Origin of the sequence: Pseudoalteromonas sp. SG45-1 (assembly GCF_014164135.1) — a bacterium.
GTDB lineage: Bacteria > Pseudomonadota > Gammaproteobacteria > Enterobacterales > Alteromonadaceae > Pseudoalteromonas > Pseudoalteromonas distincta.
In genome coordinates, this window is sequence record NZ_JACJEP010000021.1 from 33,328 (window position 1) to 49,356 (window position 16,029).

Below are 16,029 nucleotides of genomic sequence, written 5' to 3' on the forward strand. Positions count from 1 at the left end.
ATTAAAGTGCAAAAAAGGAAGTCTTTGTATGTTTTTTAAAAAAAGTCAGTTAGCTATTTCATTAGCGTTTACGCTAGGCCTTGTTGGATGTGGTGGCGGTGATAAAGCGGCCGTTGTAGAGCCAGTTATAGCTAAGCCAGATCCTATAAAAGTAGACCCCGTAGAAGTTAACACTATCTCTCTTACAGGAAAGGTTATTGATGGTTATGTATCTGGTGCAATAGTATGGCTGGATATTGACGGCGATGGTACTTTTGATGAGCAATCAGAACCTTCTGTAGTCTCTGAAGAATCGGGTAATTATAGTTTTAATTTTACAGAAGAGCAGGCGCTGTGTGTGCCGTATTCAACTATGTATGTTGATGTACCAGTTGGCGCAATTGACGAGGATTTAGGGGAGGTAACACAAGCGTATCAAATGTCATTTCCACCCTCAATTGAGATTTTGACTGATGAAGATATTCGAAATATATCACCTTTAACAACCGTTATTTGGGAGCAGTTGAGCCTTCAATTACAAAAAAGTGGTAACAATAATTTAAGTTGTGATGCACTTAAAGAAAATACTGAGTTGCTTGCAAACCTTCAAAGCGAAATAACAAACGTAATGCAAAACTTGGTTGCGCATTATAATTTGTCGACAGAGCAAATTTACTCAGATTTTATCGCTACTAACGACAGCGATGCTTACGACAGAGCACAAGCAATTGTTAAGGGACTAAAAGCGGCCTATAAATTCAAGCAAGAGCTAGATGCTCAGTTTCCTGATGCAGAAGAAGTAAGAGCAGTGATTTACCAAGACACAGCAAAAGATGCAGAGTATGGGTTTGAAAATGCATGGTACCGCGACAAAGTTATTTTTGCAGGCGCTGAACTTATTTATGAGCAAGTAAAGCTTCATAATACAGACGAACTCGACAAAATTGACGTTATTTTGTCTCGATTGGATTCAATAGATACGCCTTGGGGCGAAGAATCGTTAAATGGAAAATTAACAGTTAGAGACGATGTTTACATTAACGCCGATCGTACTTACCGATGCTCTAGCATTGAGAACGTTAGTTTTGAGCAAAGCAATGTGCTTTATGGCGTTACTAATACTAGCCCATCGGTTAACTTCCCAACAGCAGATGAATGCGTTAGTGCTAATTTAGATACACCGTTCGAGCGAGGTTTTAGCATTAGCTATACTGAGTCAGGATCGTTTTACCAAACTGACTTTGCCTTTAGAGAAGAAAATGCCGACTTTCAAACATTATCTGATTGGGTAAATGTTAAAGACAAAGCTACTGACTTAGAAACTCAAGATTTAGTGACCGTACTCGCTGCTATGCCCTATAAGTTTGATGACGAAACATCTATTGATGCTAGCTTTTGGCGTAAATACAAAACCACAGACAACGTACGTATTATTAAAACAATTGAAGGGAAATGGTTTAGAGATACCCGCCGAGAAGATGGAACAATGCTGCATGAATGCAGTGAAAATGGTGTTGATTGGGTGCAATGCGAATAATGTAAAAGCACTTTAATTAATATTAGCTTAGTGCCAGTCAGTTAATAACTGACTGGCATTTTTTGTTTGAAAAAGCTTACTTTTATGTGCGGTTATAATTGTATACCTGATGAACTTTATTTTTAATCTGTTTTTTACTCGGGTTTACTGTAAAATTACTGGGTTAACATTTGTTAAGTGATGCTTACAATTGTTGTTGCTCGTTAAGTATTTAAACTAATTTAAGTAGAGCTTATGATTTTTTATATTATAGGGTTAAGTTTACTTGTTATTATTTTATGCGTTGCACTTTATGTAATTTACAGCAACGTACATAAAAGTCGGGTAAGAAAATCCAAGGAATACAACGTACTGTTTGATAAAGACACGATAGTTGATGAACTAATCACTCAACTAACAGAAAAAAATCAAACACAAGAAAACCAAGATAAAACAGCTAAAGGTAAAGAAGAAATCCTTGCAACATTTGTTGAGTTACATCGCTCTGGTAGCTTTTGCGCACATTTGAGTGAACAGGAAATTATTTACTTTGTTAAAAAGAAATTAAACATGGAGAGTAATAAAAATGGATAGCGAAAAAGCAGTCCCAGCAGTAAAAAATGACTCATTTATGAGTCGATTTGGTCGTCGTAATGTAATTATAGTGTCATCAATTATTGTTGTATTGGTAGTGATAGCAACCCTTACATCGCAAGTTGTTTCGTGGAATGAAGCAGATGAGCGTTTAGTACATCAATCGGCTTTTACAGGTAACTTAACCGTAATAAATCAAGCCGGCCCTTACTTAAAAGCGTTTGGTAGTACATCTGCTTATAAAAAAGTAATTTCGATTAACTTTACGGGCGATGCCGGTGCAACAGCAAGCGCAATTGTACCGCTAATACCAATTCGATTTTTAGATACCACAACAGGTGGCGCACGAGGTGTCTCTCGTTTTAGATTACCAGGCAATGTACCAGCAGCAGAGTCGGGTGCTCTACGTGGTTTACTTAAAATACACGAAGAGTTTGGTTCACAAGAAACATTAATATCTAATTTATTAATGCGTGCAACCACCGAAAATGTAAAAGCGTCGGCGCGAATGATGTCGGTAGAGCAACATTACTCTGGTGGTAATGGTCAATTAAGCCAAGATTTTGCAGATCAATTAACCAACGGTATTTTTGTTACTGAGCAAATTATTAGTACAGGTGAGCGCGATAAATCTGACGACTTAGGTAATTTAAGTAAACAGCAACGTGTCACTATTAATATTAAAATGGATGATGAGGGTAATACACTGCGTAACGCACCCATTTTAGGCGCTTACGGTATTACAGTAGTTGATGCCAGCATTATTGATATTGACTACGAAAGCAAAGTAAATGCTCGCCTTGAAGCCCAAAAGCAGGCTGCTGCTGATGAAGCGCTAGCGCGTCAAAACCTTAAAAAAGCAGAGCAACAAGCGCGTACTGAAGTGGCTTTAGGTGAACAAGCAATTGCTAAGCAACGTGCTGAATCTGAAAAGCTAAAAATAAAAGAGCAAATTGATGCTGAACGAATTAAGGCAAATGCCATTATTTCTGCGCAGCAACGAGTGGCTGTAAAAGCGGAGCTTGCGAAAGAGCAAGAAGAGATTCTAAAGCAACAACGTTTAGAAGCATTAGGTATGGACGTTTTAGCTGAGGCTCGTTTAAGAGCTAAGTCTGCTGCACTTGATCCAAAGTATGTATTTGATGAAACACTAAAAGCAGAAGTTAAAATTCAAACCGCTTTATTTACAAGCTTAGGTAATAGCCGTTTAGTGCCTGAAATTGTAATAGGCGCAGGCCAAGGCGAGCAAAGTAATGGCTCTGAATTTATGCGTTTATTAGCCGCCGATGCTGCATTAAGTCTTAAAAAGCGTTTAGAAAAAGAGAAAAAATAAACGATTAGTTAAGTATTGCACAAACAATAAAACGTTGGCTGATTCGCATTGGCCAGCGTTTTTTATTGCGTAAATTTTGTTATTGTATGGTGCGGCTTAGCTTGTGAAAACAAGCTTTTTAAATTATGAAATAAAAGAGTGAGCAGTACTTATGGGCCCCAGTAATCAGTTTATTTTAGATTTAGGACAAGAGCATATTACCATCCAGCGACGATATGAAGCGCTGGGAGCGTTTAACGATTTTTTGATAGCTGTTTGGTTTTTAATTGGCAGTTTTTTCTTTTTAAATGACTCACTAATAGAAAGTGGCACATGGCTGTTTATAGCGGGCAGTGCTCAATTGCTTATAAAACCTATTTTGAAATTGATCAGCTTAGTACATGTTAGTCGGGTATTTCATTCAAATAAAACTCCATAAATAAAACCATAAATACGACTCATGATGAGTTCAGTTATTATGGTGTTTTATTTACCAGTATAAGTTATTTAAATATCAAGGATAGAAAAAGTGAAAGTACTTAAGTGGATTGCAATTGGAATAGCTACTTTATTAATAGTAGGCTTACTAATTCCCGAAAAAATAATGATTCCGGTACAAGGTGCCACAAGTAAAGATTGGAACCATAACACGTTTTGGTACGAGCCTTGGGGTAGGTCGGGTGTGCACAAAGGAATTGATATTTTTGGCACAAAAAATACTCCCGTAGTTGCCTCAACAAGCGGTATTGTTATATTTGCAGGTGAGTTAACTCGTGGTGGTAAGGTGGTTGCGGTGCTTGGGCCTAAATGGCGCGTGCATTATTTTGCACATTTAAATAACTACTCGGTAAGTACAGGTGATGTAGTAAGCATAAACAGTCAAATTGGCTTACTGGGCGATACCGGAAATGCCGCAGGAAAACAGCCTCATGTGCATTATTCTATTTTATCGTTAGTGCCAATGCCGTGGCTTTTTACAACGCAAAACCAAGGGTGGAAAAAGATGTTTTTTTTGAGCCCACATAAAAAACTCACTGCTAAATAATAGTTTTAGCTGTTAAATCAAGATGTTTAACAGCTAGAATTAGTTAATAAGCAAGCGTGTATTTAAGCTAAAAATTAGCCTGCAACTGGGGTTTTACCCGCGCGAATATTTTTAATGCTTTTAATAAACATATAAATACAGGTAGTGATTAAACAGCCTGCTAAATAAAACACAATACCGTTGGGTGCATCAGATAAATTTGCAGCAAGCATAGGGCCAAATACCGACCCAATACTGTAACTCAAAAGCATTACCTCAGTTGCAGATACTATTTTTGCCATTGGTAATGAGTCGCACGCAAGTGTTATAGCAATCGGGTAAAGTGCAAAGCTGCATGCGCCTAGTATTAAGTAGCTTACTATTAATCCTGCTAAAGTGTTTGCTTGTAGTATACCCACAGCACCGGCTGCGCCTACTAAACAAAACATACCCATCAATAAGCTTTTTTCAAGCCGAGTAGATAAGTAACTCACAAGCGGCTGCACGACCATGCCGCCTAAGATAATAACCGCCATAAGTGTTCCTGTGTACTGAGCTTGATCAGCTTGTGCTGCAATATACACCGGCATTAAGCCGTAAATAGGGCCCAGTAATAAGCCCGATGCTAAGCATCCGAGCATAGCTGGGTGGCTTAATGTTTTTATTTCTTTTAGTGGTAGTTTTTCAAGGTGCTGTTTTTCGGGCTGACCTTTGGTTATTAATAAAGGGGCTAAAATAGCTAAAAATAATAACGAGGCTACAAATAAATAAGGCGTTGAACCTTCGGTGCCAAGCGGCCCTATAGCAAGTTGACCAACCGCGCTGCCCCCATAAAGTGAGGTCATGTATAAACCCAAACGTTTAGCACGCGACTTTGCTGTGTTGGTCATTAATAACCAAGACTCAACAACGACAAACACACCGGCAACAGCAACACCTGCTACAAATCGTGCAATTAACCAGTTAACGGTATTTGGCAGTGCAAGTTGTGCAAGCACGCTTGCTATTAATAGGCTTAAAAATAATATAAATGCGAAGCGATGACCCATTTTTACCACAATGCGCTCTATTGTGGTGGCGCCAATAAGTAAGCCAAAGTAAAAAATGCTCGCAAGCCAAGGCGCTAGGTTTTCATCGAGTTTAAATGCGGGTAACGACAGCGGAATAAGGCTCATTAAAAAGCCGGATGCGATAGCAAAAAATGACAGCCCGATAACGGGTGCTAAAGGGTTGTTAGAGGTGCTTGTGGCGGCTGATTCGGCCATGTGTGTTTATCGACTCATCAAGGTAAATAACCACTGTTTTAAAGTTTGAGAGGTTACTTTAATAATAAAATTTGCGCGAATTTAGAGCCAAATTAAAAATAAGTAAAGTGATATTTTATTAAATAATATAAATAAACTTTAAAACGATCTTTTTGGTAAATTATCGGATCTATTATGCTTTTTATTGTAGTTTTTTCATGTGGATATTGTTTTATATTTGTGAGCATTTATGTCTGAATAGGTTTTTTGTAATGCAAGCAGACAGGCACATATCGCATGCTGCACGTAACTTTTTAAAGTTTGCGCAGCAGCACGTAGAGCAATATTTGGATACGCAGTGGGTGCGTAATGAGTTACATAACTTAGATTTAAACTAGATTTAAATTAGGTTTAAAGTTAATTAATGTCGGGTGTTGAGTCTCTTAAAATAAGCTTTGGCTGAAACACGTGCTTTACTGTTATGCCGCTTTTTTTATAAATGTCTTTAAGTACTAAGTTAGCCGCAGCTCGGCCCATTTCGGGAACTGGGTTATCTATTGTAGTCAGTGTTGGGTAGAGGTAATTGGTAAAAATTACGTTATCGAACCCAATAATGGCTAAATCTTTTGGCAGGTTAAAACCGTGTTCGCGGGCGTATTTCATAGCACCCGATGCCATTTCGTCATTGGCACATACAAGGGCGGTTATTTGCGCTTTATTTTGAATAAAATGCCTTAAGCCGTCGCTGCCGCCGGTTTCTTTAAAGTCGCCTATGTAAAATAGGTTTTCGTCAAAGGTTAGGTTGTACTCTGCTAGGGCTTGTTTGTGACCTTTTAAACGATTTGACGCGTCTTCTTTAAACTGCGGGCCTGCTATGTACGCAATGTTTTTATGGCCTTTGTTGATCATGGCTTTAGTGGCTAAGTAGCCGCCCATTACGTTGTCGAGGCTAATGCAGTTTTCTTCAATTTCTTTAACGTAGCGGCTCATTAAGTAAATAGGGGTTTTGCCTTTACTTAACTCAATTAAGTACTCATTTGATACTGCTTCTACGTGGGCAATAATAGCGTCGCAATTACGGCCTATTAAAAACTCAAAGCCTTTTTTTTCTTTTTTCTCGTCGCTGTGCCCAGGGGTAATAATAACGTGTTTACCTGCAATACGAAGGTGCTCTTCAATGGCTGACATCATTTGACCAAAAAACGGACCATCCAACTCAGAAACTAAAATACCGACGCTGTTTGTAGTGCTAGACGCCAAAGAGCGAGCAATAGAACTTGGCTGATAGCCTAGCTCTTTCATTGCTTCTAATACCTTTTTTTTAGTTTTTTTGCTTACGTAGTCGTTGTCGTTAAGTACCCTTGAAACAGTTGATAAAGACACACCTGCCATTTCTGATACTTGATAAATTGTCGCCATTGATGTCCTAGCTTATATGTATTTTTACTCGCGCTTTATAAAAATATAAAGCGCGAAGAGTCATTAAAACTTAATTTACACATTACTGCGTCTAATTGCTAAGTCTTCTGTTATTTTTTGCGTCATTGCTGAGGTAAGCGGATAAATAAGCATCAATGCGGCACCTAAAAAAGCAAATGCGGCAGGTATCCAGCTCATAAGTAACTGCATACCAGGTAGGGCTTGAGTAATTGTTAGCTCATCCATGCCGTTATAACCGTAGCCTGCAAGTACCACTAATACTAATGCACCTGCAAAACCACCACCGGTTTTTTGCACAAACGTACCCGCAGAATAAATAAGCCCTGTTGCGCGGCGTTTATTTTTCCACTCTGAATAATCGGCTGAATCGCCAAGCATACTAAAGAACAATGTTGGCATCATGGCGGCAAAAAATTCAGCAGCACAACCAAAGGTAAATACTGCTACCAGGTTATCGCTAGGTACCCAGTAAAATGCAGTAGTGAGTAACCCGCTTAGCATTAATGAAGCAATAAAAAGGTTTCGTTTACCCATAATTTCGGCCAGTTTACCTGTGGCAAGTGCGCCAAATATAGATACAACCAACAAAGCAATAAAGTATTGCCCAGCAATGAGTTCATTGGCTACGTGGTACTTAAAGTAGTACGCAATTACACCGTATTTTATGCCATTAAACATCATGGTTAAAAAACCAATGCCGAGTAATACCAGCCAAGGTTTGTTGGTCAGAAGATCAACCATGTCGCGCTGTGATCCCGTTAAGCTTTGCTTATCTTTATTGAGTAATTTTTTAATAACGAATGTCATTGCAGCCATAACAAGGGCAAAAAATACGCCGCTGTATAAATCGCGGTAATAAAAAAACAAGGTAGTAGCAAGCAAAGGTAGGATTATAAATGGCAGGCTTTTGGTTAAATCAAATAATTCTGATTTTAAATTCCCTTCATTTGAGGCGTGCGGTGTTACACGCTCTTTAGTGGTCGCAAACGTTATAATCATTAAAATAATAAGTAAGCTGGCAAATAAGTACATAGTAAGCTGATAGCCTTTAGCGTTGTCGCCACCGCCAAAAAATGCCACTAGCTCAGGTAAAAAACCCATAACCAATAAACCACCAGTAAACGCACCTGCAAACCTAAAACCAGAGAGCTTTGTGCGCTCTGTGTCGTCGGGTGTCATAACGCCCATAAGTGCCGAGTAGGGTACGTTACTTACAGTGTAAGCAAGCGTTAAACCAATGTAGGTTACGTAGGCATAAATAAGTTTGTTGGTGGTGTTAAAGTCGGGGGTAGTAAAACACAACACCATAAACAAGCCCAAAAATGGTGCCGAGTAGAGTATCCACGGGCGAAACTTACCAAAGCGCGACTGCGTTCTGTCGGCAATCATACCCATAATAATATCGGTTACGCCATCAGATAGCCTTACCACTAAAAACAACATGGCAGCGGCAGCCGCCGATATGCCAAATGTATCGGTGTAAAACACCGCTAAATAAGCAAGCGCGCCGCGCCACACTAAGTTAGCGCCGGCATCGCCCATGGCGTAACCGACTTTTTCGTATAAAGGGAGTTTGTTCACTGTGTGTGTTCTTATTGTTATAAGCCGAAAAATTATCGGCTAGTTATTAGGTTACTGTACGCTTTACCGCTGGCTTTAACAGTTCGTTTTTGTGTGTTGTAGTCTACGTGTACTATTCCAAAGCGCTTTAAATATCCTTCTGCCCATTCAAAGTTATCCATTAGGCTCCACGCAAAGTAACCATCTACTTTTACGCCTTGCTCAGTTGCGTTATGTAGGGCATTTAAATGCTCGTGGTAATATTCAATACGGTCGTTGTCTCTCACTTCACCGTCTTTAAATTCGTCAGCCATGGCTGCGCCGTTTTCGGTAATATAAATAGGCGGTAGGGTGTATTTTTCGTTTAACGATACAAGTAATTCTGTCAGCGCTTTAGGATAAATTTCCCAGCCTATATCGGTCATTGGCGCTTTATGTGGCAGCTCATGGTAAAAGTCGGTTTCGCTTGCTTGATAATGCATGCGGGTATAAAAGTTAACCCCTAGGTAATCTAGCGGTTGAGCAATTATTTCCATGTCGCCATCTAAAATATCTGGGCGGTGGGCTTTAGGTAATTGCTTAATAATATCAGGGTATTTACCTTGCATTACAGGCTGCATGTACCATTGGTTTATATAGTCATCAGCAAATGCAGTGGATTTTAAATCGTCTTCACTTTGGGTAACTGAGTAACAAGGCGTAAAGTTAAGTACAATACCGTTTAGTGTATTTGGGCTATTTTTAGCAAGTACTTGCATAGCCAAACCGTGACCCAGTAATAGGTGGTGCGCGGCTTTACGACCAAATTCGCGACCTACTATGCCAGGTGCATGTACGCCTATTTCGTAACCTAAGTAAGAGCTGCAAAAAGGCTCGTTTAAGGTGGCGTAAGAGTGCACACGTTCCCCAAAAGCTTTGGTAATTAAATCTGTGTAATGTGCAAATTCGTAAGCGGTGTTACGGTTTAGCCAGCCACCTTCGTCTTCAATATGTTGTGGTAAATCCCAGTGGTACAGCGTTACAAAAGCTTTAATGTTACGACGGTTTAATTCATCTAAAATGTCGGTATAAAACTTAACGCCTGCCTGATTTAAGTGACCGCTTTTAGTCATTACGCGCGGCCACGAAATAGAAAGTCTGTAAGCGTCTACACCTAATGATTCAATTAAGTTTATATCGTCTTTCCAGCGAGTGTAGTGCTCGCAGGCTACATCGCCATTTGAATTATCGACTATTTTGCCTTCTTTACTGCAAAAGGTATCCCAAATACATGGCAAGCGATCAGCTGCGCCGCCTTCAATTTGAAATGAGGCCGTAGCTACACCATAAGTAAAATTTTTGGCTAAAAGTGGTGAGCCACTAGGTAAAGATAATTGTTTCATTAAGAGAAAACCTCTGCTTCTTTTTGGTAAAGTTTGCTTTGTATAGAGCGTATATTAAATTTATTATTGGAAGCGCTTCCATATTTAATTTGATTAATCACTAAGTATGGTATTTAATAACTTTAAGGAAGCGCTTCCATATTTAGGTTAGTGGCTATTGTTAAACAGGTCAATAGTTAAATTTAAATAACAAATAGGCGCTCAAAAAATCACACTGACACAACACAGGGCTATAAAAATGAAAAAAAGCTTAAACACTAACAGGTTACACATGCTCCCTATTTTAATAGGAGGATTGTGCGTTTTAAGTGGGTGTAACAAACAAGAGATTAACGCAAATAATAGCCAAAGCGCCGTAGTCAAAAAGGCTGAGCATGAGCAAGGTGATTTATCACTTTGGCCAACGCTTAAAAGCAAAGTAGTTAAAACGCCTGAAATTGAAAATACGATTGCACAGTACTTAAAAACAATGACGCTTGAGCAAAAAGTAGCGCAGATGATCCAACCTGAAATTCGCGATATTAGTGTTGAAGACATGCGTAAATATGGTTTTGGCTCGTATTTAAATGGCGGTGGCTCGTTCCCAAATGCTAATAAGCATGCAACGCCTGCAGATTGGATAACGCTTGCGGAGAGCATGTATAAAGCATCGGTTGATGACTCAATTGATGGCAGTAAAATTCCAACCATGTGGGGCACCGATGCCGTACATGGACATAATAATGTGATTGGGGCGACGTTATTTCCGCATAATATTGGTTTAGGTGCTGCTAATAACCCCGCATTAATTGAGCGAATTGCAGCAGCTACTGCAATAGAGGTAATGGCAACAGGCATAGATTGGGTGTTTGCACCGACTGTTGCGGTTGTGCGCGATGACCGATGGGGCAGAACGTACGAAGGCTACTCAGAAGACCCTGCAATTGTACGTGAGTATTCAGCCGCAATTGTAAACGGATTGCAAGGCAGAGCCGATGAAGACTTTTTAAGTGATAAACGCGTAATTAGTACCGTTAAGCACTTTTTAGGCGATGGCGGCACAGTAGATGGTGACGATCAAGGCGATAACATTGATAGCGAAGAGGTGTTATATAACATTCATGCGCAAGGTTATATAGGTGGCTTAACCGCAGGTAGTCAGTCGGTTATGGCATCGTTTAATAGCTGGAATGGTAAAAAAAATCACGGCAATAAATACTTACTTACCGATGTATTAAAAACAAAAATGGGTTTTGATGGCTTTGTTGTAGGAGATTGGAACGGACACGGACAAGTTGCAGGCTGTACAAATGAAAGTTGCCCGCAGGCTGTTAATGCGGGGCTTGATATTTTTATGGTGCCAACGGGTGCTTGGAAACCACTTTATGAAAATACAATTAAACAAGTAAAAGCGGGCACAATAACAATGGCGCGAATAGATGACGCCGTGGCACGTATTTTACGCGTTAAATTACGTGCGGGTTTATTTGATAAACCAAGCCCCGCAAATCGAAAATATTCAGGTAAATTAGAACTAATAGGCGCGCCAGCACATCGCGATATTGCCCGCCAAGCGGTACAAGAGTCGCTAGTACTGCTTAAAAACAACAACCATTTATTACCGCTTAACCCATCAAGCAACATACTTATAGCGGGCGATGCGGCTGATAACATAGGCAAGCAATCGGGCGGTTGGAGTATTACGTGGCAGGGAACTAATAATCAAAATGCAGATTTTCCTGGGGCAACGTCTATTTATGCGGGGCTAAAAACACAAATAGATGCCGCTGGCGGTAACGCTATTTTAAGCCCAACGGGTGAGTTTAATACCAAACCCGATGTAGCCATTGTTGTATTTGGTGAAGAACCATACGCAGAGGGACATGGCGATAAAGACAACCTTGAGTTTGAACGTAACAATAAACGCTCTCTTAAAATATTAAAAACATTAAAGCAGCAAGGTATTGCGGTGGTGTCGGTGTTTATATCGGGCAGACCAATGTGGGTTAACAGCGAGCTAAACGCGTCAGATGCATTTGTAGCAGCATGGCTTCCTGGCACTGAAGGACAAGGCATTGCAGATGTATTATTAGCGGATGAAAGTGGGCAGGTACAATACGACTTTAAAGGTAAGTTGTCTTTCTCGTGGCCTAAATCGCCACTACAAACCGCAGTAAATAAGGGTGATGCTGATTACTCGCCATTATTACCCTATGGCTTTGGCTTAACGTATAAAGATGAAAGTACGCTTGCCAATAATCTAAATGAAGACTCAGGTGTTGATGTTAGTAACCTTGCGCCGTTATCTATATTTAATGGCAGTTTTAAAACACCGTGGCGTTTGTTTTTAAATTCAAACAGCGAGCAGCACCAAGTAGCAAGTAACAGTGTAAAGCTTGGCGGTATTACTTATCGCACTGAAGACAAAGCGATTCAAGAAGATGCGATGCAATTTAATTTTGATGGCACTGCACCCAGCTACATCGAAATTAATAGTAACTTTACCGAAGACAAAGTGGCCTACATTGAAGCAAATTCCGCCCTTAGCTTTAGCTATAAAGTAAACCAAATACCTAGCTCGCAAACATACCTTGCAATGAAGTGCGAACAAGGCTGTGGCGGCGAGCTTGATATTACCCGTGATCTTGAAAATGCTGATTTAAATACATGGCAAACCATGAGCATAGATTTAACGTGTTTTGCTAAAAAGGGTGTTGATTTTGCCAGAGTAACCAGCCCTTTTATTATTAAAACGGCAGGCGAGCTTAGCGTTTCAGTTGCAGATATTAGCTTTGAACCACAAGGCGCTGAAACAGCAAAAATAAAGTGTGAGTAGTAGAGTGCTTATAAGTTAAGTTTATTGTGTGTTGTCTCAAAGCCCTTAGTAATAAGGGCTTTTTTTAAAGAGGATATTTATGCTGGGCAATATTGCTTTAAAAACACATGATGGGGTGGTAATTGGCTTACGCGTTGCTCTATTTGTTGCTTAATACCGTGTAAAAAACGGGTGAGTTCTCCATCGCTCATCATGCTGGCTATTAAGTGATGTTGATTAGGCTCAATACCTTGACCAAGCATTACTTGCACCCACGAGTCGACTCTAAAAATGTCGCCATCATCTAAAAATACACGGCCGGTTTGTTTAAACAAATCAATTTTATGCTGAAGTGTTTTTGGCACTTCCATGGCGCTACAGTGTTGCCAAAACTCACTGTCATCGCGATTAGTTACTTTGTAGTGCAGCACAATAAAGTCGCGAATATTTTCAATTTCGCTTTTAAGCTGTTTGTTGTATTCGTCAATGGCGTGATTGGTAATGCCATTAAACGGAAATAAACGCATAAAGCGAATAATACCCGACATAATTAAGTGAATGCTGGTGGACTCAAGTGGTTCAACAAAACCGCTAGCAAGGCCAAGCGCTAGGCAGTTTTTGTTCCAGCCTTTTAAGCGGCGCCCTGTTTTAAATTTAATTATACGGGGCTCTGTAAGCGCCTCGCCCTCAATGTTATTTAATAGTAGCGCTTTGGCTTGTTCGTCATCCATATATTGGCTGCAATAAACTAATCCGTTGCCTACACGGTTTTGCAGCGGTATACGCCATTGCCAGCCGCTTTTGTGGGCAATAGAGCGGGTAAGTGGCAATACGGTCTCGCTGGTTGATTTTGTTTGCACCGCAATGGCGCTGTTACACGGTAGTAAATGCGACCAGCCTTCGTAGCCAGTATGCAATGCTTGCTCTATTAATAAACCTCTAAAGCCGGTGCAATCAATAAAAAAGTCGCCGTTAATGTGCTCGCCATTATTTAAAATCAATGATTCTATATGGCCCGTTTTAGTGTTTTTTACTACTTTTTGTATTTTACCTTCAATGCGTTTTACACCTAATGGCTCTGAAAATTCACGTAAAAACTGCGCGTAACGCGTGGCATCCATATGGTAGGCATAGTTAATAGGGTTTTGCTGATTAAACGCAAATTTACCGGCTTTAGCCGCTTGCAGCTCGTAGCAGTAATCGCCAAATGGGTTGTTTATTCCAAGTGCTTTACCTTGCAGCCAAAAGTGATGAAATTCACCCGCCCAACATTCTTTGCCCGTTGCGCCAAATGAGTGAATATAATGCGTGTTTTCATCGCCCCAGTTTTCAAAGCTAATACCTAATTTAAAGCTGGCTTGAGTGGCTTTCATAAATGCTTGCTCGTTTATACCCAGCAATTTATGAAATGTACGAATAGGCGGAATTGTTGCTTCGCCAACACCTACAGTGCCAATATCGTCAGATTCAACAAGGGTTATGTTTATATTGTTACCAACTAGTTTAGCAAGTGCCGCTGCGGCCATCCAACCTGCAGTGCCGCCTCCAGCAATTACTACGTTTTTAACAGCGTTTGTTTTAGTCATTATGTGGCTGCCCATTATTTGATAAAAGATGATTTAAAAGCGCGCGATTACTTGGCAGTCCATTTAAGCACTGCGCTATTTTTTCGCGATTTTGCTGATAATAGTAATCCCCAGCGCGTGGGTCGTTAAATGTATTTTTTGCAGATACTGTTTGTGTATCAAAGCCCATGCCATATAAAACGTATTGGTAACTGCTTGATGAAAACACTTCTTCGTTTTCAATAAAATCAAAGCGGCTAGGGGGCTGAAATTGCCAAAGTTTAAGTAAGTTTTGCAGGCGCTCGGGCGCGGTATTTAAATTACTAATATCTTGCCAATAAGGAGTGTCGTCGCGCTCGCTTAGCACATAATGAAGTTTTAAAAATTCAATAACGCGCTGCCAACGAGTGCTAAAGCGGCTGTTAAAACGACTTGCAAGCTGGCTCATGTGGGTGCGGTTTTGCGGTAGTTGCTCGCTTATCATGCTAATTGAAAGTTCAACCATAGCAAGAGCTGACGCTTCAAGCGGCTCTAAAAAGCCAGCAGACATACCCACGGCAACACAGTTTTTAATCCAAAATTTTTGCCTGTAACCAGGGCTGAATTTTAATACACGGTAGGTAAGTTGCTCAGCTTGTTGCTCACTGGTGCTTTTGGCTATGTAGCTTTTTAGTGTATTTGTTGCGCTTTCATCACTTTGATATTTACTACTAAATACATAACCTGTACCACGGCGTGTTGGCAGGGCTATATCCCAAATCCAGCCGTTACTTTGCGCTGTAGATAGCGTAGCAGAGGCGATTGGCTGATCGGTGTGTGCATTAGGTATTTGCGCCGCAACAGCGCTGTTATTAAATAAAATATGATCTTGCGCTATAAACTCACTATTAAAATGCTCACCAATTAAACGAGCACGAGAGCCTGAGCAATCTATAAATAAATCACCTGTTATATCGCCATTATTATTTGTTTTTAATGAAGCAATATAGCCATGTTCGTCGTTAATAACCTCGGTTACATCGTCAATAATATGTGTAACGTTTAGATTTTTAACACAGTGATTTTTTAAAAACTCAGCAAATTTACCCGCATCTAAATGATAGCCATAGTTGGTGACCGCTGCATATTCGGCTGTTTGTAATTGCTTTGGTGCAAGTGCTGCTTGGCATACAAAGCTTTGCATATTAACAACGTCAGCAAATTTTTGATCAGGTGCAATACGTTGCCAGCTGGCGTGTAAATTAGTGTGCTCGTAGCCTTGTGGATTCATAAAAGGGTGGTAGTAGTTTTCTCCCTCGCTGAGGTTGCGCCAATTTATAAATTTAGAACCTTGTTTAAATGACGCGTCGCACTGGGTTATAAAATCAATTTCTTTAATGCCAATGCGTTGTAAGGTGTTACGCATTGACGGCCATGTGCCTTCGCCCACACCCAATATAGGCACGTTTGCCGACTCCACTAACGTTACATTAAGGTGCGGGTGTTCGGCGGCTAATAAGCCTGCGCTTAGCCAGCCGGCAGTACCACCACCTAAAACGACTATTTTTGTTATTGGTTTGGTCATGAGTTAACACCCTAAAGTTGATAACAATTAAACTAGCATTAATACTGTTTTAAAT

Annotated in this window: 12 protein-coding genes and 1 pseudogene; 7 read left to right on the forward strand and 6 right to left on the reverse strand. The window is 40.2% G+C overall.

All coding sequences use genetic code 11. The features are described 5' to 3' along the window. The first annotated feature begins 28 nt into the window (after window positions 1-28). From H5117_RS15765 to H5117_RS15785, 5 genes are all read left to right on the forward strand, one after another. The gene (locus tag H5117_RS15765) at window positions 29-1,516 is read left to right on the forward strand and encodes a hypothetical protein (protein ID WP_182738624.1); all 1,488 of its coding nucleotides are present in this window, start codon (window positions 29-31) and stop codon (window positions 1,514-1,516) included. Window positions 1,517-1,750: 234 nt separating this feature from the next. Next, window positions 1,751-2,089: a hypothetical protein gene (locus tag H5117_RS15770; RefSeq protein ID WP_024595217.1), complete on the forward strand. Its 339-nt coding sequence runs from the start codon at window positions 1,751-1,753 to the stop codon at window positions 2,087-2,089. Then, on the forward strand, window positions 2,082-3,422 hold the full coding sequence (locus H5117_RS15775) for an SPFH domain-containing protein (RefSeq protein ID WP_182711601.1): 1,341 nt from the start codon (window positions 2,082-2,084) through the stop codon (window positions 3,420-3,422). The genes H5117_RS15770 and H5117_RS15775 overlap by 8 nt, the downstream gene beginning before the upstream one ends. A 151-nt stretch (window positions 3,423-3,573) precedes the next feature. Beyond that, window positions 3,574-3,840 carry a YrhK family protein gene (locus H5117_RS15780; protein ID WP_182738625.1) on the forward strand — a complete coding sequence of 89 codons (267 nt, stop codon included), beginning with the start codon at window positions 3,574-3,576 and terminating at the stop codon, window positions 3,838-3,840. Window positions 3,841-3,930: 90 nt separating this feature from the next. Next, window positions 3,931-4,446 carry a M23 family metallopeptidase gene (locus H5117_RS15785; RefSeq protein ID WP_182721431.1) on the forward strand — a complete coding sequence of 172 codons (516 nt, stop codon included), beginning with the start codon at window positions 3,931-3,933 and terminating at the stop codon, window positions 4,444-4,446. A 74-nt stretch (window positions 4,447-4,520) separates the two neighbouring features. Here the strand turns inward: H5117_RS15785 and H5117_RS15790 are convergent, their stop codons facing one another. Then, complete coding sequence (locus tag H5117_RS15790) at window positions 4,521-5,690, reverse strand: MFS transporter (RefSeq protein WP_182721432.1); 1,170 nt, start codon at window positions 5,688-5,690, stop codon at window positions 4,521-4,523. A gap of 242 nt (window positions 5,691-5,932) precedes the next feature. Here H5117_RS15790 and H5117_RS15795 point away from each other — a divergent pair. Beyond that, window positions 5,933-6,067: pseudogene (locus tag H5117_RS15795) on the forward strand (LysR family transcriptional regulator); the annotation flags it as partial. Between the two features lie 19 nt (window positions 6,068-6,086). Here H5117_RS15795 and H5117_RS15800 read toward each other — a convergent pair. From H5117_RS15800 to H5117_RS15810, 3 genes are all read right to left on the reverse strand, one after another. Further along, entirely contained in the window at window positions 6,087-7,088 is a 1,002-nt protein-coding gene (locus H5117_RS15800) for a LacI family DNA-binding transcriptional regulator (RefSeq protein ID WP_182738626.1), read from the reverse strand. 75 nt (window positions 7,089-7,163) lie between these two features. Beyond that, complete coding sequence (locus H5117_RS15805) at window positions 7,164-8,690, reverse strand: MFS transporter (protein WP_182738627.1); 1,527 nt, start codon at window positions 8,688-8,690, stop codon at window positions 7,164-7,166. A gap of 32 nt (window positions 8,691-8,722) precedes the next feature. Continuing rightward, entirely contained in the window at window positions 8,723-10,051 is a 1,329-nt protein-coding gene (locus H5117_RS15810; RefSeq protein ID WP_182738628.1) for a GH1 family beta-glucosidase, read from the reverse strand. A 238-nt stretch (window positions 10,052-10,289) separates the two neighbouring features. On the opposite strand from H5117_RS15810, the gene H5117_RS15815 reads away from it, so the two are divergent. Beyond that, window positions 10,290-12,866: an exo 1,3/1,4-beta-D-glucan glucohydrolase gene (locus H5117_RS15815; RefSeq protein WP_182738629.1), complete on the forward strand. Its 2,577-nt coding sequence runs from the start codon at window positions 10,290-10,292 to the stop codon at window positions 12,864-12,866. 77 nt (window positions 12,867-12,943) lie between these two features. On the opposite strand, the gene H5117_RS15820 is transcribed toward H5117_RS15815, so the two are convergent. After that, window positions 12,944-14,431 carry a tryptophan halogenase family protein gene (locus H5117_RS15820; RefSeq protein WP_182738630.1) on the reverse strand — a complete coding sequence of 496 codons (1,488 nt, stop codon included), beginning with the start codon at window positions 14,429-14,431 and terminating at the stop codon, window positions 12,944-12,946. After that, a complete protein-coding gene (locus H5117_RS15825) occupies window positions 14,424-15,974 on the reverse strand; it encodes a tryptophan halogenase family protein (protein ID WP_182738631.1) in 1,551 nt (516 codons plus the stop codon). The genes H5117_RS15820 and H5117_RS15825 overlap by 8 nt, the downstream gene beginning before the upstream one ends. Between the last annotated feature and the right edge of the window lie 55 nt (window positions 15,975-16,029).